This is a genomic window from Desulfuromonas soudanensis (assembly GCF_001278055.1).
In the GTDB taxonomy this organism is placed as follows: Bacteria; Desulfobacterota; Desulfuromonadia; order Desulfuromonadales; family WTL; genus Deferrimonas; species Deferrimonas soudanensis.
The window spans coordinates 255,914-274,980 of sequence record NZ_CP010802.1; the positions used below are offsets into that span (position 1 = coordinate 255,914).

General features: G+C 64.2%; 20 protein-coding genes. 15 read left to right on the plus strand and 5 right to left on the minus strand.

What is annotated here, in order from left to right:
- Positions 1-61: 61 nt before the first annotated feature.
- A complete protein-coding gene (locus DSOUD_RS01165) occupies positions 62-877 on the plus strand; it encodes a C40 family peptidase (RefSeq protein WP_232426480.1) in 816 nt (271 codons plus the stop codon).
- 20 nt (positions 878-897) lie between these two features.
- Here the strand turns inward: DSOUD_RS01165 and DSOUD_RS01170 are convergent, their stop codons facing one another.
- Positions 898-2,097: a peptidase MA family metallohydrolase gene (locus tag DSOUD_RS01170; protein WP_053549276.1), complete on the minus strand. Its 1,200-nt coding sequence runs from the start codon at positions 2,095-2,097 to the stop codon at positions 898-900.
- Between the two features lie 110 nt (positions 2,098-2,207).
- Between DSOUD_RS01170 and DSOUD_RS01175 the strand changes: the two genes are divergently transcribed.
- From DSOUD_RS01175 to DSOUD_RS01195, 5 genes are all read left to right on the plus strand, one after another.
- The gene (locus DSOUD_RS01175; RefSeq protein WP_198300349.1) at positions 2,208-4,049 is read left to right on the plus strand and encodes an ABC transporter ATP-binding protein; all 1,842 of its coding nucleotides are present in this window, start codon (positions 2,208-2,210) and stop codon (positions 4,047-4,049) included.
- A gap of 58 nt (positions 4,050-4,107) precedes the next feature.
- A complete protein-coding gene (locus tag DSOUD_RS01180) occupies positions 4,108-5,031 on the plus strand; it encodes an MBL fold metallo-hydrolase (protein WP_053549277.1) in 924 nt (307 codons plus the stop codon).
- Complete coding sequence (locus DSOUD_RS01185; protein ID WP_053549278.1) at positions 5,028-5,741, plus strand: 16S rRNA (uracil(1498)-N(3))-methyltransferase; 714 nt, start codon at positions 5,028-5,030, stop codon at positions 5,739-5,741. Before DSOUD_RS01180 ends, DSOUD_RS01185 begins: the two co-directional genes overlap by 4 nt.
- A gap of 8 nt (positions 5,742-5,749) precedes the next feature.
- Positions 5,750-6,286: a M48 family metallopeptidase gene (locus DSOUD_RS01190; RefSeq protein ID WP_053549279.1), complete on the plus strand. Its 537-nt coding sequence runs from the start codon at positions 5,750-5,752 to the stop codon at positions 6,284-6,286.
- A 176-nt stretch (positions 6,287-6,462) separates the two neighbouring features.
- Positions 6,463-6,654, plus strand: coding sequence for a hypothetical protein (locus DSOUD_RS01195; protein ID WP_053549280.1), 192 nt, complete (start codon positions 6,463-6,465; stop codon positions 6,652-6,654).
- Between the two features lie 21 nt (positions 6,655-6,675).
- Here DSOUD_RS01195 and DSOUD_RS01200 read toward each other — a convergent pair whose 3' ends face one another.
- Positions 6,676-7,587, minus strand: a complete 912-nt coding sequence (locus DSOUD_RS01200; protein ID WP_053549281.1) for a cation diffusion facilitator family transporter — start codon at positions 7,585-7,587, stop codon at positions 6,676-6,678.
- A gap of 192 nt (positions 7,588-7,779) precedes the next feature.
- Here DSOUD_RS01200 and DSOUD_RS01205 point away from each other — a divergent pair, with 192 nt between their 5' ends.
- Complete coding sequence (locus DSOUD_RS01205) at positions 7,780-8,208, plus strand: FKBP-type peptidyl-prolyl cis-trans isomerase (protein WP_053549282.1); 429 nt, start codon at positions 7,780-7,782, stop codon at positions 8,206-8,208.
- A 79-nt stretch (positions 8,209-8,287) separates the two neighbouring features.
- Here the strand turns inward: DSOUD_RS01205 and DSOUD_RS01210 are convergent, their stop codons facing one another.
- The 3 genes from DSOUD_RS01210 to hemL form a co-directional block, all read right to left on the minus strand.
- The gene (locus tag DSOUD_RS01210) at positions 8,288-9,523 is read right to left on the minus strand and encodes an MFS transporter (RefSeq protein ID WP_053549283.1); all 1,236 of its coding nucleotides are present in this window, start codon (positions 9,521-9,523) and stop codon (positions 8,288-8,290) included.
- A gap of 67 nt (positions 9,524-9,590) precedes the next feature.
- Positions 9,591-10,973 carry an ATP-dependent RNA helicase DbpA gene (gene dbpA / locus DSOUD_RS01215; RefSeq protein WP_053549284.1) on the minus strand — a complete coding sequence of 461 codons (1,383 nt, stop codon included), beginning with the start codon at positions 10,971-10,973 and terminating at the stop codon, positions 9,591-9,593.
- 324 nt (positions 10,974-11,297) lie between these two features.
- Positions 11,298-12,581: a glutamate-1-semialdehyde 2,1-aminomutase gene (hemL, locus tag DSOUD_RS01220; RefSeq protein WP_053549285.1), complete on the minus strand. Its 1,284-nt coding sequence runs from the start codon at positions 12,579-12,581 to the stop codon at positions 11,298-11,300.
- Positions 12,582-12,874: 293 nt separating this feature from the next.
- Here hemL and rsxA point away from each other — a divergent pair, with 293 nt between their 5' ends.
- The 8 genes from rsxA to DSOUD_RS01260 all read left to right on the plus strand — a co-directional run bounded on the left by rsxA (position 12,875) and on the right by DSOUD_RS01260 (position 19,063).
- Positions 12,875-13,456 (plus strand): electron transport complex subunit RsxA, encoded by a 582-nt coding sequence (gene rsxA / locus DSOUD_RS01225; RefSeq protein ID WP_053549286.1) that lies wholly within the window; start codon positions 12,875-12,877, stop codon positions 13,454-13,456.
- Positions 13,457-13,487: 31 nt separating this feature from the next.
- Positions 13,488-14,336 carry an RnfABCDGE type electron transport complex subunit B gene (locus DSOUD_RS01230; RefSeq protein ID WP_053549287.1) on the plus strand — a complete coding sequence of 283 codons (849 nt, stop codon included), beginning with the start codon at positions 13,488-13,490 and terminating at the stop codon, positions 14,334-14,336.
- 33 nt (positions 14,337-14,369) lie between these two features.
- Positions 14,370-15,686, plus strand: coding sequence for an electron transport complex subunit RsxC (gene rsxC, locus DSOUD_RS01235; RefSeq protein WP_053549288.1), 1,317 nt, complete (start codon positions 14,370-14,372; stop codon positions 15,684-15,686).
- 1 nt (position 15,687) lies between these two features.
- The gene (locus tag DSOUD_RS01240) at positions 15,688-16,677 is read left to right on the plus strand and encodes an RnfABCDGE type electron transport complex subunit D (RefSeq protein WP_053549289.1); all 990 of its coding nucleotides are present in this window, start codon (positions 15,688-15,690) and stop codon (positions 16,675-16,677) included.
- A 12-nt stretch (positions 16,678-16,689) separates the two neighbouring features.
- The gene (locus DSOUD_RS01245) at positions 16,690-17,295 is read left to right on the plus strand and encodes an RnfABCDGE type electron transport complex subunit G (protein ID WP_053549290.1); all 606 of its coding nucleotides are present in this window, start codon (positions 16,690-16,692) and stop codon (positions 17,293-17,295) included.
- The gene (rsxE, locus tag DSOUD_RS01250) at positions 17,292-17,885 is read left to right on the plus strand and encodes an electron transport complex subunit RsxE (RefSeq protein ID WP_053549291.1); all 594 of its coding nucleotides are present in this window, start codon (positions 17,292-17,294) and stop codon (positions 17,883-17,885) included. Before DSOUD_RS01245 ends, rsxE begins: the two co-directional genes overlap by 4 nt.
- Before the next feature lie 321 nt (positions 17,886-18,206).
- Entirely contained in the window at positions 18,207-18,563 is a 357-nt protein-coding gene (locus DSOUD_RS01255; RefSeq protein ID WP_053549292.1) for an NADH-quinone oxidoreductase subunit A, read from the plus strand.
- Positions 18,554-19,063: an NADH-quinone oxidoreductase subunit B gene (locus DSOUD_RS01260; RefSeq protein ID WP_053549293.1), complete on the plus strand. Its 510-nt coding sequence runs from the start codon at positions 18,554-18,556 to the stop codon at positions 19,061-19,063. Before DSOUD_RS01255 ends, DSOUD_RS01260 begins: the two co-directional genes overlap by 10 nt.
- Positions 19,064-19,067 lie beyond the last annotated feature (4 nt).

Genomic DNA, 19,067 nt, shown 5'->3' on the forward strand with positions numbered 1-19,067 from the left:
TTTCTCTTTCGCCGGGGGTTGTGCTAATCTGGGCCATCTCCGGCCAGAGGATGCTTGAACGATGCCCTCCCTCCTGAAAACCGTTTTTTTCGTGCTGCTGCTGGCGGCGCTGCTCCTCTCTTCCTGTGCTCCTGCGCCGCTCCCTCCCCGGGGGGGAGCGGCGCAGACGGCCGATCCGATCGCCGATCTTCTCGACGATGCGATCACGACCAGTGAGGATGGGGCCCCTCTCGAGGCCATGGGGTACTCCGTGCAGGTCGGCGCCTTCACCTCCGTGGATAATGCCGTGCGCCTCGAGCGTCTCCTCAACGGCAAGGGGATCGACGCCTATTATTTCCGTCACGAGTCGGGGCTCTACAAGGTGCGCTTCGGCAATCACAAAACCTACCGTCTCGCCCGCACCGAAGCCGAGGGGCTCCGCTCCCAGGGGATGATCGACGACTACTTCATCGTCATCCCCGAAGATTACGCCGCGGCGCGCCTCGGCAGGGGGCGCCGGGGGGATCTGCGCGCCGAGCTGGTGGAGACGGCCCGGCGCTTCATCGGCGTCCCCTACCGCTGGGGGGGGACCGATCGCGACGCCGGCTTCGACTGCAGCGGCCTGACCATGGTCTGCTATCGCCTCAATGGCCTCAATCTCCCCCGGGTTTCGGGGAGTCAGTTTCAGGCCGGGACGCCGGTGGCCAAAGACCGCCTGCGTCAGGGGGACCTGATCTTTTTTGCCACCGCCGGCGGCCGGAAGGTCTCCCACGTCGGCCTCTACATCGGCGAGGGCAAATTCATCCACGCCCCGCGCACGGGCAAGACGGTGCGCATCGCCGATCTTTCAACCCCCTTCTTCGCCCGGGCCTACCTCGGCGGCCGCAGCTATCTGTAAGCCCCTGTCAGCCATTATGTCTAGCGGCTCCATTGCTCCGCCAACCACCGCTGCTGCACGGATTCGAACCCTTCCCCGGAATAGAGGAGGAATGAGGCGACGGCTTTGTCGAACGCTTCGCCGCGCCCCTGGGCCAGAAGGAGATCGAGCATTCGCGGCCAGCCGTATTCCTCGAGGAGCCACTCCACGAAATCGCGACTCTGGCGGTAGGCTATTGCCGCCTCTTCGGCGTTGAGCCCGTCGAAGGAGCGCTCCAGGCGGGGAAAGGGGAGGGGAGCACCGTAGCCTTCCTGGCGGTGGTGGAGGTCCCCCTCGGCAACCTGGGCCAGCCCCTCGTTGAGCCAGAGGGGGAGTTTGCCGCGGGTCAGGGTCCAGAGGAGGAGGTGGGCGTACTCGTGGTAGAGGATGCGCCGCAGCTGCGGGGTCATTTCCTTTACCCCCCGCACCGGCACCCGGATCTTGCCGTCGTAGGCCCCCCCGGCCCAGTCCGGAGCCCCGGTCACCGCGACAAAATCCTTCCTGCCGTAGAGAATCACGGTCACGGACCCCTCGGGAAAGGCATTGAACAGCGAGCCGAGATCGCCATAGGCCTCCTGCAGCACCTCCAATGTCTGGTCGCCAAGTTCCTCGCCGCCGTCGACGTAGGAGATGGCAAAAGTCCCTCCCCGCCTCGTTTCCATCCCTTCGGCAATCTTCACCTCACGGCGGATTTTTGTTAGAAACTCCGTGACCTCCTTCTGCTGAGGCTGCAATTGAAGGGCCTGCTCCAGATAGGTCTGGGCTTCATAAAGCCGCCCCTCCCGGTAACAGACCCGCCCCAGAAGGTGATAAATTTCGCCGGACGGTCCCCCCTCCCGCAACGCCTCGAGGAGTGACTCTTCGGCTTCTGCGGTCCGCCCCTGGCGCAGCATGGCATAGCCGATATATAAGGGAAAGCGTGCGTCATCGGGAGAGAGTTCGGCACCGCGGCGGAACATCTCCAGCGCACCGGACAGATCGTCCTCTTTCAACAGGTCGCCGCCGAGGGCCAGGGAACCGAGAGAGAGCCCCCGCCGCAACTCGGGGTCGAGGGGGGACGTCTGCAGTTCGCGGCGAAGAAGGTCCACCGCCTCCGCGTGCCGCCCCTGTCGCAGCGCCTCGAGGCCGGGGCTGGCGGCGGTCACGGCGACGGGAGCCAGGGCGATAAAGAAGAGTAAAAAAGTGGCGGCCTTGACGAACATTTTGCCTCGAAAATGGGGGGGGAAGGGGGCACCGCCGGGATCGATATGGACCGCGGCGCCGGGAACCGCTATGATACCGCGAAAACAATTCTGACGGATGAGGAAATCGAGTGAAAGTTCACGACTGGAGTGCCGAGGAGCCGCAGCTGCCGCTGCGTTTCGTCGGCGTCTTCCGCTACAGCCGCCGGGCCCTGTCCCTTGTCTGGTCGACCCGGCGCGACCTCACCCTGGCGCTGGCTCTTCTCACCCTCGTCGCCGGCGTCCTCCCCGCCGCGGCCGCCTGGGTCGGGCGGCTGATCGTCGACGGCGTGGTCGCCGCCGGCACGGCGGCGCGGTCGGGGGGCGTCCCGGAGACCGGCGCCGTCCTCCTTCTCGTCGCCTGGGAGGGGGGGATCGTCGCCGCCATTGCCGGCGCCCAACGCGGCATATCCCTTTGCCAGTCGCTTTTGCGGGCGCTGCTGGGCCAGCGGATCAACGTCATGATCCTCGAGAAGGCCCTGACTCTGAGTCTGGCCCATTTCGAGGATTCGGAATTCTACGACAAGCTCACCCGCGCCCGTCGCGAAGCCTCCACCCGCCCGTTAAGCCTGGTCACCCGCACCTTCGGCCTGGTGCAGAACGGCATCTCCCTGGTCAGCTACGGGGCGCTCCTGGTGAAGTTCTCCCCTTGGGCGGTGGTGATTCTGCTTCTGGGCGGCTTTCCCGAATTCATTGCCGAGGCCAAGTTTTCCGGGGACAAGTTTCGCCTCTTCCGCTGGCGCTCCCCCGAATCAAGGATGCAGCTCTACCTCGAGACGGTTCTCGCCCGGGAGGACCACGCCAAGGAGGTCAAACTCTACCGCCTGGGCCCGCGCCTCCTCCAGCGCTACCGGGAGATCTTCCAACGCCTCTTCGCCGAGGACCGCCTCCTGACCCTGCGCCGGGACGCCTGGGGGTTCGCCCTGGGGCTGGTGGGGACCGCCGCCCTCTACGGCGCCTACACCTGGATCGCCCTCGAAGCCATCAAGGGTGCCATCACCCTCGGCCAGATGACCATGTACCTCCTCCTCTTCAAACAGGGGCAGTCGGCCGTCTCGGCCAGTCTCTCCTCCATCAGCGGCATGTACGAGGACAATCTCTACCTTTCCAACCTCTACGAATATCTCGAACAGCCCCTCCCGCCCCCGACCGGGACTCGGACGGTCGGGCCTCTCCCCGGGGACGGGGTCCGCTTCGAGGAGGTCAGCTTCACTTATCCCGGCGGCGAGGAGCCGGCCCTGCGTCAGGTCAGCCTTCAGCTGCGTCCTGGGGAGAGCCTGGCCCTGGTCGGCGAGAACGGCTCGGGGAAAACCACCCTGATCAAACTCCTCACCCGCCTCTACACCCCCGACGGCGGACGCATCCTCCTCGACGGCCTCGACCTTCAGGAGTGGGACGCCGAGACGCTGCGGCGGCGGATCGGCGTCATCTTCCAGGATTTCGGCCGCTACCAGTTCATCGTCGGCGAGAATATCGGCGCCGGCGACGTCGAACACTTCGACGACCGGGCGTGCTGGGAGGAGGCCGCCGACAAGGGGATGGCCGCCGACTTCATCGAGAACCTCCCCCAGGGGTATGACACCCAGCTCGGGCGCTGGTTCAAGGGGGGGCGCGAACTCTCCGGCGGCCAGTGGCAGAAGATCGCCCTGTCCCGGGCCTTCATGCGCACCTCCGCCGATCTCCTGGTCCTCGACGAGCCGACCGCCACCATGGACGCCCGGGCCGAGGCGACCCTCTTCGAGCACTTCCGCGAGCTGTGCCGCGGCCGGATGACCATCCTCATCTCCCACAGGTTTTCGACGGTGCGCATGGCCGACACGATCGTCGTCATACAGGGGGGGACGGTGACGGAGCAGGGGAGCCACCAGGCGCTGATGGCGCTGGGGGGGCAGTATGCCCGGCTCTTTACCCTGCAGGCGGAAGGGTATCGCTAGGAGCCTGTCCGTTGTTTTATAGAAGGCAAACAAACGCAATGGTCACAAGGATTTTTTCATGAACCACACGGATCCGATCTGCATCAATCTCGACCAGCCGTCCCTCGAGGGATTCCGGCAGTTCATCAGCGCCTGGCTCGTCCGCGGGGAGAAGGGGACCTTCCTCGTCGATCCCGGCCCCCTTTCGACCATCCCCCGACTCCTTGCCGAACTGGGTCGGCTGGGGGTGAGACGCCTCGACTATGTCCTTCTCACCCACATCCACATCGACCATGCCGGCGGCGCCGGCGCCCTCCTGGCCGCCTACCCCGAGGCGCGGGTGATCTGTCATTCGGAGGGGATCCGCCACCTCGTTGATCCAGGAAAGCTCTGGGAGGGGTCGCGCAAGGTCCTCGGCGCGCTGGCCGAGGCCTACGGCGAGATCGTCCCGGTCCCCGAGGAGCGCATCGGCGGCGCCGAAGAGGTCGCCGCTCTCGGCGTCCGGGTCTTTCCCACCCCGGGGCACGCCTCCCATCATCTCTGTTTTCTCCTGGGGGATCTCCTCTTTGCCGGCGAGGTCGCCGGCGTGCGCTGCCCCCTGGAGAAGGGGATCTACCTGCGCCCGGCCACCCCGCCGCGCTTCGCCCCTGCCGTCGCCCTCGCCTCCATCGAGGCCATGATCGCCCTGCGCCCGAAGGCCATGATCTTCGCCCACTACGGCCTGGTCGAGGACGCTCTCGGGCATCTGGGGATCGCCCGGAGCCAGCTCCACCTCTGGGTGCAGGGGGTGGCGGCGACCGCCGCGGCGGAGGGGCGCGAAGAATCCCTCTTTGCCTGGCTTCTGGCCCGCGATGAGCATTTCGGCAACTTTGGCAGACTCCCTGCCGATATCCGGGGGAGGGAGCGCAGCTTCTTCGCCAACACCCTGCGGGGGATGGCCGAGTACGTCGATGCCCTCCCGGAAGATGAGCGCCGGACCCTCGCCGCCGGAGGGGGACGATGAACCTGATTCTCCTTTTTGCCGAAGATTTCGTCGCTCCGGGACGGGTCCTCCTGCAGGGGCGGCGTCTGCGCCATGTCCTCGAGGTGCACCGGGCGGCGGTTGGGGATGTGCTGGTCGTCGGCCTCGAAGGGGGGATGATCGGGAACGGCCGGGTGCTCCTTCTCGACGGCGCCGGTCTGGAGATGGCGGTGGAACTGGGGACAAATCCGCCTCCGCCGCTTCCGGTGACCCTGGTGCTGGCCCTGCCGCGCCCGAAGATGCTCAAGCGGATTCTGATCACGGCGACCTCCATGGGGGTCAAGACGATCTACCTGATCAACAGCTTCCGGGTGGAGAAGAGCTTCTGGAAGAGCCCCCTCCTCTCGACAGAAAAACTCGCCGAACCGCTGGTCCTCGGCCTCGAGCAGGCCCGTGACACGGTCCTCCCCCGGGTCCATCTGCGCCCCCTCTTCAGGCCCTTCGTCGAGGACGAGTTGCCGGCGATCTGCGCCGGAACGACGGCGCTGCTGGCCCATCCGGCCGGGAACGCCCCCTGTCCCCGGGTCTCGCCGGGAGCCGTGACCCTGGCCATCGGCCCCGAGGGGGGATTTATCCCCTACGAGGCCGAAAGGCTCCAGGGGTGCGGCTTTACCGCCGTGACCCTCGGCGAGCGCATTCTGCGGGTGGAGGCGGCCGTGCCGGTCCTCCTCTCCCGCCTCGCTCCCCTGTGAGGACGCCGATGAAGGAATTTCCCTATCTCGGGGGGTATCCCGAGCAGGTTACCGCGCAGGTGCGGACGCTGATAGCCGAAGGGCGGCTGGGGACGGTGCTGTTGCGCAAATACCCCGCCCCCCACGACATCAGGACCGACAAGGCGCTCTATGCCTACGCCCTCGCCATCAAGAACGCCTCGCTGCGCCAATCGCCCCCCTTGAGCAAGGTCGTCTTCGACGGCAAGATCCACGTCGTCCACCAGGCCCTCGGCCTGCATACCTTCGCCTCCCGGGTGCAGGGGGGGAAGCTCAAGGCGAAGAACGAGATCCGCATCGGGGCAGTGTTCAAGATCGCCCCACCGGAGTGTTTGCGCATGATCGTCGTTCATGAACTGGCCCACCTGCGGGAAAAAGAGCACAACCGCGCCTTCTACCAGCTGTGCAACCACATGGAGCCGGCCTACCACCAGCTGGAATTCGATCTGCGCCTCTATCTGACCCATCTGGAACTCTTCGGGGCCCTGTACCGCGGAGGGGGCGCCGAGGGGGCTGACTGGGAATAGGAGAATCTTTCGCGGATAAAAAAGAGGGACACCTCCGGCCGGGGGCGTCCCTCTTTCGTATCGCGCGAATCGGTGTGGCTTCCCCCACCGGCCGGGCCGGTGGCAATGTCCCGGCGCCGTGTTATATTGAAAACATTCGCAAAAACGGACTCTTTGCAGGAGAAAGGAGCGGAATCATGATGCGGCACGAGGAATTTGCCAACATCTGTCAGGCCGTCGGTTCGGGCGCCGAGCGGCGCGTCAGGCACATTGTCATCCACCAGGTCGGCAAGGTCATCGCCTGCCTCCCCGACGACACCATCGAGGTCGAACTGGAGAACGGCGAGCACAAGACCTGGTCCAAGGACAATGTGACGTTGTTGCACTGATACCGGCGGACCCCCCTTTTTTCAGTCCCGTACGTCCGGTTCGATAAAACACCAGCCGATTTCCGGGAATCTCTGTTTGATCTGCGTCTCCAGGGCGTTGATCTTTTCGCAGGCCACTCCGATCTCCAGGCCCGCGGCGAGACGGATCTTTGCCGCCAGCATCACCCGGGCGCCCATCTGCAGGGTGATCACATGGAAGACCTCGCGGATATCCGGGTCGCCGCCGATGATCTCCTCGATGGCGGCGGTGAGTTCGGGGTCGGCGCTGCGACCGATGAGGAGCGACTTGACGAGGATCGAGATGAGGATGGCGACGACGATCAGCAGCACGCCGATGCAGATGGAGCCGTAGGCGTCGTAGCGGCCGTCGCCGCTGATCCCGGCGACGAGGAGAAAGACAAAGGCCAGGGTCAGCCCGAGGAGGGCGGCCAGGTCCTCGCCGAAGACTACGATCAGTTCGGAATTGCGGCTCTGTTTGAGCCACTCCCGCAGAGTGCGCCCCCGGCGGCTCTTGTTGATCTCCTGCAGGCAGCCGCGCATGCTGACTCCCTCGAGGACAATGCTCGCTCCGAGAACGGACAGGGCCAGCCACAGGTGCTGCACCGGTTCGGGAGATTGAAGTTTGTGCCACCCTTCGTAGACGGAGAAGAGGCCGCCGACGCTGAAGAGGATGATGGCGACCATGAAGCTCCAGAAGTAGCTGACCTTGCCGTACCCCAGGGGGTGCTCGACATCGGCCGGTTTTTTTGCCCGGCTCAGGCCGAGAAGGAGAAGGAGCTGATTGCCCGTGTCGGCGAAGGAATGGATCGCCTCGGCGAGCATGCTGCTCGAACCGGAAAAGACGGCGGCGACCGTTTTGATGACGGCGATGCCGAGGTTGGCGAAAAAGGCGAAAAGGATCGCCCTGAGAGGGTTGCTGTGGGCGGACGACATGGTGCGACCTCCGGGGGTGTAGGAAGGGGAAAACGGGGTTCCTGACGGAAAAACATCCCTGTATAACCCAGTGAATCCGGTGATGTCAAAGGATTCGACCGCGGGTCGCCGTCAGGTTCATCCCCACTTTTGCCGGAAATTCTGCTATGGTGGTCGGGCCGATTAAAAAAATCAGGACCGGAAGGAGACACCATGGCACAGATCAAGACCGATGATACCATTAAAGTTCACTACACCGGCACTCTCGCCGACGGCACGGTTTTCGACACTTCGCGGCAGCGCGACCCCCTCGAGTTTACCGTCGGCGGCGGCCAGCTGATCAAGGGGTTCGACGAGGCCGTTCTCGGCCTTAATGTCGGAGAGAGTACCCGGGTGACGATCCCCGCCGAGGAGGCCTACGGTCCCCACCGCGAGGAGATGGTCCTCGAGGTGGAGCTCAGCCAGTTTCCCGAGGGGCTCAACCCCCAGCCGGGGCAGCAGCTCGAAACCGAGACCGCCGACGGGCACCCCCTGTCGATCCGGGTGGTCGCCGTGGAGGGGGACCGGGTGACGATGGACGCCAATCACCCATTGGCAGGCAAGGAGCTGACCTTCGAGATCGAGGTGGTCTCCATCGCCTGAACTCCAAAAAAAAATGAAACAAAGAGGCCCCCGGAACCTGACGGTTTGGGGGCCTCTTTCGTTGAAGGGGGGAGGGGTTCTATGGGCAGTCAGCCGGTGTGCAAAGGGGGGACGCCGATTCGGCTCCCCGGCTCAGGGACGCAAGGCGCCGGCCCGCCAGCACGGCGAGGCCGATCAGGAGGAAGATGAGGAGGACGACTCCGGTCCATCCCCAGGCGCCGTAGAAAAATCCTCCGGCCGTCCCCGAGATGCTCGACCCCAGGTAATAGAAGAAGAGGTAGAGGGAAGAGGCCTGCCCCCGGGAGTGGGTGGCGAGAAAACCGACCCAGGTCGAGGCGACGGAGTGGACGCCGAAGAAGCCGATGGTGAAAATGACGATGCCGGCAATTACGGCCGGGAGGGCGGCCAGCAGGGTGAGTGCGAGCCCTGCGGTCATGATCGCAAGGGAGTAGAAGAGGAGGCGGCCGCGGCCGAAGCGGTGGACCAGGGCGCCGATGAAGCTCGAGCCGAAAGCACCGAAGGCATAGGCGAGAAAAATCAGCGCAACCTCGGTCTGACTCAGGCCGAAGTCCGGTCCGAGAAGTCGGAAGGTGACATAGTTGTAGAGAGTGACGAAGCCGCCCATGCAGGTGAAGGCGACCAGATACAGGCAAAGGAGCCCCGGATTTCGCAGGTGATTGACCAGGGACGCCGTGAGCTGGCCGAGATGGAAGGGCCGGCGCTGAAAATTGCGCGAGGGGGGGAGAAGAATCAGAAAAAAGACGCCGAGGACCAGGCTGATGGCGGCGATGACGCCGATGGCCGAACGCCAGGGGATGAAGTCGGTGAGCCAGGCCGTCAGGATCCGCCCCGTCATGCCGCCGAAGGCGTTGCCGGCGATATAGAGTCCCATGGCGTTGCCGACCGACCGCGGCTCGATCTCCTCGCTCAGGTAGGCCATGGCGACAGCCGGAACCCCGGCAAGAACGATCCCCTGCATAAGGCGCAGGACGAGGATGGCCGGCAGGGAGTCGAGGGTTGCGGTGACCAGGGTCAGCAGGGACGTCAGAATAACCGCCACCCCCATCAGCGGACGTCGCCCGAGAGCGTCGGAGAGGGTTCCGGAGAGAGGGAGCGTCCAGGCGAGGGCGAAGGTGGCAAAGGAGAGGGTGAGGCTGGCGACGGTCGGGGAAATGGCGAATTCGCTCACCAGGTTCGGAAAGAGTGGTTGAAAATCGTAGAGGGTGGAAAAGGTGACAAACCCGGCAAAAAAGAGGGCAAGATTGGCTCTCCTGTAGTCCCCTGTTCCCCTCCGGATGAGATTGTCCTTCCCCATGCGCGCTCCCCTTTAGTCCCCTGTCACCATAATCTGTCGACCGTTGCTTGTTCTTTGCCGCGTCCGCTCAGTCGAATTTGCGGATTTTATAAAAGCGCCCCTTGATTTTGTTGGCGCTCAGGCGCGCCAGGGCGACTCTCGCGCTGGGGCGGGATATGGCGACGTAGGTGTGAAAATCGAAGACATTGATTCTGCCGACCTCGCTTCCGGCGATTCCCGCCTCGCCGGTGAGGGCCCCGAGGATATCGCCGGGGCGCACCTTGTTCTTGCGGCCGCCGTCAATGCAGAGGGTCACCATGGGCGGTTCGAGGGGGGCGGACGACGGCATGGTCAGGGTATTCAGTTCGGCGCGGGGAACGGGATCACCGAGATACTCTTCAATGGCCGCCACCCGTCGATTCTCCGCGGCGGTCACCAGGCTCAGGGCCAGCCCCTCTTCGCCGGCCCGGCCGGTGCGGCCGATGCGGTGGATGTGCACCTCCGGATCGCGGGTGAGCTCAAAGTTGATCACCGCCGTCAGCTCCTTGATGTCGATTCCCCGGGCCGCCACGTCGGTGGCGACGAGAATGGAGACGCTTTTGTTGGCAAACCGCGCCAGCACCTGGTCTCGCTCGCGCTGCTCGAGGTCGCCGTGGATCGCCAGCGCCGAGAATCCGCGCTCGGTCAGCGCATCGGCCACCTCCTGCGTCTCCTTTTTGGTGTTGCAGAAGACCAGGGTCGATTCGAATCGGTAATGGCCGAGAATCCGCGCCAGGGCGGCAAGGCGCTCGACGCGCTCCACATTGAAAAAAATCTGCCGGATCGCCCGGCCGTCATGAATCGCTTCGACCTTCACCGTGACCGGTTGGTGCTGCACGGTGGCGCTCATGGCGGCAATCGACTCGGGGTAGGTGGCCGAAAAGAGCAGGGTCTGGCGATTGCTCGGCGCACTGGCGACGATGGCGGAGAGATCCTCGGAAAAGCCCATGTCGAGCATGCGATCGGCTTCATCGAGGACGAGCATGCGCAACGATTTGAGGTTGAGGCTGCCGCGCCGCAGGTGGTCGAGGAGGCGCCCCGGGGTGCCGACGACGATATGGGCGCCGTGTTCGAGGGAGCCGAGCTGGGGGCCGAAGGGGACCCCGCCGCAGAGGGTGAGGATCTTGATGTTGTCGGTGAAACGGGCGAGCCGTCGCAGCTCCTTGCCGACCTGGTCGGCGAGCTCGCGGGTCGGGCACAACACCAGACCCTGGACGCCGAAGTGACTCACCACCAGGCGCGACAGCAGGCCGATGCCGAAGGCGGCGGTCTTGCCGCTGCCGGTCTTGGCCTGGGCGATGACGTCCTTTCCGGAGAGGATGGGCGGCAGGCTGCGGGCCTGGATCGGCGTCATTTCGCTGTAGCCGAGGGAGGTAAGGTTCTCGAGGAGCGAAGGGTCGAGGGGGAGGGTGGCAAAGGCGGTGGGGATCATGGGGGCTCTTTTTTTTGGGAGAGATTTAAAGTGCGGGAGGTTTTCCCTGTTTATATCACAACTCGGATCAGGAAAGCGGCGTCAATGGCCTCAACGTACCTCCCATGGGGGGGGTCTCGGGGCCCTTCGTCTATTTTGGCGAATCCGGGGGGGTAACGGGCGGCCGGTAGACGCCGGACTCATTCGGAGCATATCCGGACAAACAAGGAAGAGCCCCCAGGTTTATCGACCTGGAGGCTCTTGTGTTTTTATCGGTCGGGTTTGGTCCGGGAAAATCGATCCCTTCCGTCCGGGTCCGGAGCCTTTTTGCCGGCGGGGAGGCTCCTAAAGGCTTTTGAAGGAGCGGCGCGCAGCCTCGATGGTGCGGTCGAGGTCGTCCGTCGAGTGGGCGGCGCTCATGAAGCCGGCCTCGAACTGGCTCGGGGCGAGATTGATCCCCTCCTCGAGCATGGCGCGGAAGAACTTGCCGAAGGCTTTCGTGTCGCTTTTGGCGGCGTCGGCGAAGGAATAAACGGGCCCTTCGGTGAAAAAGGTGCAGAACATGCCGCCGACACGCTGCCAGCTCGTCTTGAAGGGCGCCTCCTTGGCCGCCTCGAGAAGACCTTTTTCCAGGTAGGCGCTCTTCTCTTCGATGAGGTCGTAGAACCCTTCGGCCTTGAGGAGGTTCAGGGTGGCGATCCCGGCGCTCATGGCCAGGGGATTTCCCGAGAGGGTGCCGGCCTGGTAGACGCCGCCGACGGGGGAGAGCATCTCCATGATCTCGCGCCGGCCGCCGAAGGCGCCGACGGGGAGGCCGCCGCCGATGATCTTGCCGAGGCAGACCAGGTCGCCGCGCACCCCGAAGCGCTCCTGGGCGCCGCCGAAGGCGACGCGGAAGCCGGTCATGACCTCGTCGACGATGAGGAGGATCCCCTCGGCGTCGCACAGCGCCCGCAGTCCCTCGAGGAAGCCGGGCCGGGGAGCGACGCACCCCATATTGCCGGCGACCGCCTCGAGGATGATGCAGGCGATCGTTCCCCTGTTGGCCTCGACCACGGCCCTGGCGTCGTCGAGGTCGTTGTAGGTGGCGGTCAGGGTGTGCTTGGCGAAGTCGGCGGGAACCCCGGGGGAGGTGGGGACGCCGAAGGTGGCGGCGCCCGAGCCGGCCTTGACGAGGAGGGAGTCGGCGTGGCCGTGGTAGCAGCCGTCGAATTTGAGGATCTTGTCGCGGCCGGTGTAGCCGCGGGCGAGGCGGATGGCGCTCATGGTCGCCTCGGTCCCCGAGGAGACCATGCGCACCATCTCGATGTTGGGAAAGGCCTCGCAGACCATCTCGGCGAGGACGATCTCCTTTTCCGTCGGGGCGCCGAAGGAGGCGCCGCTCTTGGCCGCCTCGGTGATCGCCTCGACGATCTTGGGATGGCAGTGGCCGAGGATCATCGGCCCCCAGGAGCCGACGTAGTCGATATAGGCGTTGCCGTCGACGTCGTAGATGCGCGACCCTTCGGCGCGGCTGATGAAGATGGGGTCGCAGCCGACGGACTTGAAGGCGCGGACGGGGCTGTTGACCCCGCCGGGAATGGTGCGCTTGGCTTCGGTGAAAAAGGCGGCGGATTTCTGATGGTTCATGGCTCCCCCTTGAGGATGCGGATCGCGGTAAGGGTTGGGTGCCGCCCGAAGCGGCAAAAGATGCGAATTGATTAGCACAGCGTCTTCGGCCTTGTCAAGGAGCCCTCCGCGGCGACGCCCGGGAGTGGAGGGCAAAAATTTTTCCTATCGGCGGGCGAGAGCCCCCTCCCTCCCTCTGTGCGGCCGCCGCCGGCGCGGTTTATCTGGAATTCAGCATTTGACAACGACCCGAAAGTTGTTTTATAAACCTTGGTCTGACCAATTTAGTCCTTGATCCACGGAAGGAGTGCGCCATGACCGAACTGCTGCTGATCCTGGTAGGCGCGATTTTCGTTAACAACTTCGTCCTCTCGCGCTTTCTCGGGATCTGCCCCTTCCTCGGCGTCTCGAAAAAGGTGGAAACCGCTCTCGGCATGGGGATGGCTGTGACTTTTGTCATGACCATCGCCGCCGTCGTCACCTGGTTCATCCAGTATTTCATCCTCATCCCCTTCGGCATCGAATACCTGCAGACCATCGCCTTTATCCTCGTCATCGCCTCCCTGGTGCAGCTGGTGGAGATGGTGGTGCAGAAGACGAGCCCCGTCCTCTACCAGGCCCTCGGCATCTTTCTCCCCCTGATCACCACCAACTGCGCCGTCCTCGGTCTGGCCGTACTCAATATCCAGAAAGAATACTCGTTTCTCGAGAGCGTGATTTTCGCCCTCGGCGCCGCCCTCGGCTTCACCCTGGCCATGGTTCTTTTTGCCGGCCTGCGGGAACGGATCGACCTTTCCCCCGTCCCGGCAAGCTTTCGCGGCACCGCCATCGCCCTCATCACCGCCGGCCTCCTTTCCCTGGCCTTCATGGGTTTTGCCGGACTGGTCAAGGGGTAGGGGGAGGATTGTTTAGAGAAGGACGTCATTCATGATCGAAGCTGTTCTGAGTATCGGCGGTATCGGACTCCTGGCCGCAGTCACCCTCGGCGTCGCCGCCAGAAAGTTCGCCGTCGAGGTCGACCCCCGGGAGCTGGCGCTGCTGGAGACCCTTTCCGGCGCCAACTGCGGAGCCTGCGGTTACCCCGGCTGCAGCGCCTACGCCAAGGCCGTGGCCGAGGGGAAGGCCGAGCCGAGTCTCTGCACCCCCGGGGGCCAGTCGACCCTGGAGAAGATCGCCCATATCATGGGGGTGGCCGCCGTCGGTGCGGCGCCGCAGGTCGCCGTGGTCCTCTGCCAGGGGGACAATCTCAGGGCTGCGGCCAAGTACCGCTACCTCGGGGTCGTCGACTGCGTCGCCGCCCAGCGCATCGCCGACGGTCCCAAGATCTGTCCTGGCGGCTGCCTGGGCCTCGGCACCTGCGCCCGGGTTTGCCCCTTCGGCGCCATCGAAATGACTTCCGAGGGGCTGGCGGTCATCAGCCGGGAAAAGTGCACCGGCTGCCGCAAGTGCGTCGGCGCCTGCCCGCGTCAGGTCATCGCCATGACCCCCCTCGACGCCACGGTGCACGTGCTGTGCAACAGTCACGACAAGGGGGCGGCGGTGCGCAAGTACTGCCAGGTCGGCTGCATCGCCTGCATGATCTGCAAGAAGACGGTCCCCGAGGCCTATGTGATCGAGGACTTCCTGGCGAAGGTCGTCTACGAGCATTATCAGGAATCCGGCGCGGCGGTGGAGAAGTGCCCCACCAAATGCATCCGGGATTTCGTTGACGGCTATCCGGAGGGGAGCCGATTCGCCCCGCCGGTGGTGCCGGTCAAGCGGCAAGAGGCCGTCTGAACACCGGGGCCGGATAGAGGAAGAGCAGACGCGATGAAACTGAAGACGTTCCCCGGGGGGCTTCACCCCCCCGACAATAAAGAGTGGTCGGCCGACAAGGCGATCGAGGACTGCCCCCTCCCCGAAGAGCTGGTCATCCCCATGTCCCAGAACATCGGCGCCCCGGCGGAACCCTGCGTCGTCGTCGGTCAGAAGGTGAAAAAGGGGGAGGTGATAGGGCAGGCCAAGGGATTCGTCTCCGTGCCGGTCCATGCCTCGACCTCCGGCGAGGTCGTGGCCGTCGAGCCCCGTCTTCACTCCTCCGGACGCCTGTTGCCGGCGGTGGTGATCCGCCCCGACGGCGAGGACGCCTGGGTCGAGGGGCTCCCTGCCTGCGATCCCATGACGCTGACTCCGGACCAGATTCGCGAGAAGATTCGCACCGCCGGAATCGTCGGCCTCGGGGGGGCGACCTTTCCGGCCCACGTCAAGCTCTCCCCCCCCGAGGGGAAGATCATCGACACCCTGATTCTCAACGGGGTGGAGTGCGAACCGTACCTGACCGCCGACCACCGCCTGATGCTCGAGGAAACCGAACGGCTTCTCGATGGGGTCACCATCCTCAAGCGGGTTCTCGGCGTCGAGCGGGCCTTCATAGGCATCGAGGCCAACAAGCCCGACGCCATCGACGTGGTGAGTCGGGCCTGCGCCGGGCGCGGCATCGAGGTGCAGGGGCTCAGGGTCAAGTATCCCCAGGGGGCGGAAAAACAGCTGATTCTCGCGGTCACCGGGCGCGAGGTCCCTTCCGGCGGGTTGCCGATGGATGTCGGCGTGGTGGTGCAGAACGTCGGGACGGCCGTGGCGGTCAGCGACGCGGTTCGGCACGGCCTCCCCCTCATCGAACGCATCGCCACGGTCAGCGGTCCCGGAATATCCGAGGCGAAAAACCTGCGGATCCGTGTCGGCACCTCGCTTTCGGCCATGGTCGACTTCTGCGGCGGCCTTCAGGGGGATCCGGCCAAGATCATCATGGGGGGACCGATGATGGGGGCCACCCAGCTCTCCCTCGACGTCCCGGCCACGCGCGGCACTTCCGGAGTCCTCCTCTTTCGCGAAGGGGACCTCGCTCTCGTCCCCGAAGGGCCCTGTATCCGCTGCGGACGCTGCGTGGGCGTCTGCCCGGCGCGGATCCTGCCGACGACCATTGCCGCCTACGCCCGCCTCGACTTGATCAACGAGGCCGAAGAGTACAACGCCATGGACTGCATCGAGTGCGGCTGCTGCACCTACACCTGCCCGGCAGCCATCCCCCTGGTGCAGGTCATCCGCCTCGCCAAGGGGGCGATTCTGGCCAAGAGAAGGAAGGTCTGACGTGGAAAAACAGCTCTATCTTTCCTCCTCTCCGCATATCCATTGTGGGGAAACGACCGACAAGGTGATGCGCGGGGTGATCTACGCCCTCCTCCCCGCCTGCGCGGTTTCCATCTATTTTTTCGGATGGCCGGCCCTGCTGGTCCTTTTCCTCTGCACCGGCGGGTGCATGGCCACCGAAGCGCTGTGCCGCAAAGGGATGGGGCAGCCGCTGAGTCTCGGCGACGGCAGCGCGGCGCTGACGGGGATTCTCCTCGCCCTTAATCTTCCGCCGTCGAGTCCCTGGTGGCTGGCCCTCCTCGGCGCGGTGGTGGCCATCGGTATCGGCAAACAGGTCTACGGGGGGCTCGGATCCAACCCTTTCAATCCCGCCCTGGTGGCGCGGGTCGTCCTGCTCATCTCCTTTCCGGTGCAGATGACGACCTGGACGGCTCCGGCTCCCCTCGGTTCGGCCATCGATGCCCTCACCACCGCCACCCCCCTTGGCGAGTTGAAGACGGCGGTGATGCTCACCGGCAAACTGCCCCTTCTGGCCGGAAGCGATTATCTCGGATATTTCACCGGCAACATGGCCGGTTCCCTCGGGGAGGTTTCGGCCCTCGCTCTTCTCCTCGGCGCCGCCTATCTCTTCTGGCGGCGCATCCTGACCTGGCACATCCCCGCCACTTATCTGGGGAGCGTGGTCCTCCTTTCCGGCGTCTTCTGGCTCGTCGATCCGAGCCGTTATCCCAGCCCTCTCTTTCATCTCTGCACCGGCGGTCTGATGCTCGGCGCCTTTTTCATGGCGACGGACATGGTGACCTCGCCGGTCACCGGGAAAGGGATGGTGATCTTCGGTCTCGGCTGCGGCATCATTACCGTTTTGGTGCGTCTCTTCGGCGGTTACCCCGAGGGGGTCTCCTTCGCCATTCTCCTGATGAACGCCGCCACACCGCTGATCGACCGTTTCAGCCGTCCGAGCAAATTCGGCACCGTGCCGCAGAAGGGGTAGACAAGGACAGCCATGAAAGAACTCAGCCGCCTCGCCCTGGTCCTCACCATCATTGCCGCCGCCGCCGGACTGATCCTCTCCCTTGTGGAGGGGGTGACCCGGGCGCCGATCGCCGAAGTGCGCCGGCAGGAAACCCTCAAGGCCCTGCGCGCCGTCCTCCCCCCCATCGACAACGCCCCGGATGCCGACAAGGTCGACCTGGTCATCGGCAAGGACCGCAAGGGGAGGGATCTCCTCCGCACCTTCTACCGCGGGAAACTCGAAGGAAAGCTGGCCGGGATCGCCTTCAAGGTCGTCGCTCCCGACGGCTACAGCGGCAACATCGAGATCATGGTCGGGGTCGATCCCGAGGGGAGGGTGGTCGGCATCGAGATCCTCACGCACGCCGAAACCCCCGGCCTCGGCAGCAAGATCACCGCGCCGGTCTTCAAGGACCAGTTCCGCGGCAAGGGACTCGACGACGCCGACTGGCGGGTCAAGAAGGATGGCGGTTCCTTCGACCAGATCACCGGGGCAACCGTTTCCCCGCGGGCGGTTGTTCAGGCGGTGAAAAGCGGTCTGGAATTCTTTCGCGAGCACCGGTCGCAGATCGTCGACAGCAAGGGGAGCGCAGAATGAATCTGGTCAGGGAATTCAGCAAGGGAATCTGGCGGGAGAATGCCGTCTTCAAGCTGGTGCTCGGGATGTGCCCGACTCTGGCCGTCACCACCAGCGCCGAAAACGGCCTCGGCATGGGGCTGGCGACGACCTTTGTCCTCCTCTGTTCCAATGCCGCCATTGCTCTGCTGCGCGGAGTGATCCCGGCCAAGGTGCGGATCCCCGCCTTCATCGTCATCATTGCCTCCTTCGTGACCGTGGTCCAGCTGTGCATGGAGGCCTATGTCTACGATCTGTACAAGGCCCTCGGCATCTTCATCCCGCTGATCGTCGTCAACTGCGTGATCCTCGGCCGGGCCGAGGCCTTCGCCTCGAAAAACTCCCTCCTCCCCTCACTGGCGGACGGATTCGGCATGGGGCTCGGGTTCACCCTCTCCCTCTTCGTCCTCGGGTCGGTCCGTGAGCTCTTCGGTTCGGGGGCCATCCTCGGCTTCTCCCTGTTCGGCGGCGGTTATATCCCCTTCCTCCTCCTCATCCTCCCCCCCGGCGCCTTCATCAGCCTCGGGCTTCTGCTGGCCGGCATGAATCGTTTCGAAGCCTCGCGGCGCTAGACCTCTCGGACGATCCGGGCCGAAGCCAATGATGGCCGAGGCAGAGCAGGGCGGCCGAAAACAAGCGCAGCAAACGACCCCCCGACGGGGGTGTGCGGCCCCGGAAAAGCCGTTTTGACCTCTTCCTTTGAAGCCCGAAAATCCCCCCTAACGCACTGTTTTGTCAGGCGTTACAACAACGCAATATTGCATACAGTATACGGTATTTTTTCCTTGACAAAGTGGTGAGTTTAACCTAACTTGCTGGCGGCATAATGCCGTAGACGCCATTCTGAGATATACCGCAAAAGCTCATAATTTACTCTTGGGAGGAGCTGTTACATGCTAGAGAATTATCTGCCGATACTCGTTCTCGTTGCCATTGCTTTTGCCTTTGCTCTCGGGTCCGTGGTCATGTCCCGTCTGGTCGGGCCGAAGAAGCCGAGCGCGATCAAGCTGGCTCCCTATGAGTGCGGGATGCCCCTCGTCGGCACCGCTCGCGATCGGGTTTCCGTCAAGTTTTACATCATCGCCATGCTCTTTATCGTCTTCGATATTGAGGCGGTCTTTCTCTATCCCTGGGCGGTGATGTTCAAGAAGCTCGGTCTTTTCGGCTTTGTCGAGATGGGGGTCTTCATCGCAATCCTGCTCGTCGGTTACGTCTATGTCTGGAAAAAAGGAGCACTCGAATGGGAGTAGAGCAAACCCTCGGCAATAATGTTGTCACCACTTCGCTGGACAAGCTCGTCAACTGGTCGCGTTCCAAGTCGCTCTGGCCGATGACCTTCGGTCTGGCCTGCTGCGCCATCGAAATGATGGCCGCCGGTGCGGCGCGCTTCGACCTCGACCGTCTCGGCATCCTCTTCCGCGCCTCCCCCCGCCAATCCGACTGCATCATCATCGCCGGCACCGTGACCAAGAAGATGCTGCCGGTCATTCTGACGGTCTACGAGCAGATGCCCGAGCCCAAATATGTCATCGCCATGGGCGCCTGCGCCTGCTCCGGCGGAATCTTCGATACCTACAGCACCGTTCAGGGGATCGATGAGTATCTCCCCGTCGATGTCTATATCCCCGGCTGCCCCCCCCGGCCCGAAGGGCTGATCTACGGGATCGGCAAGCTCCAGGAGAAGATCATGAAGGAGCGCAACTCCTTCGGGGCCGCCATCGGGATCGGCGAGGTCATTAACGAGGCCTAGGATC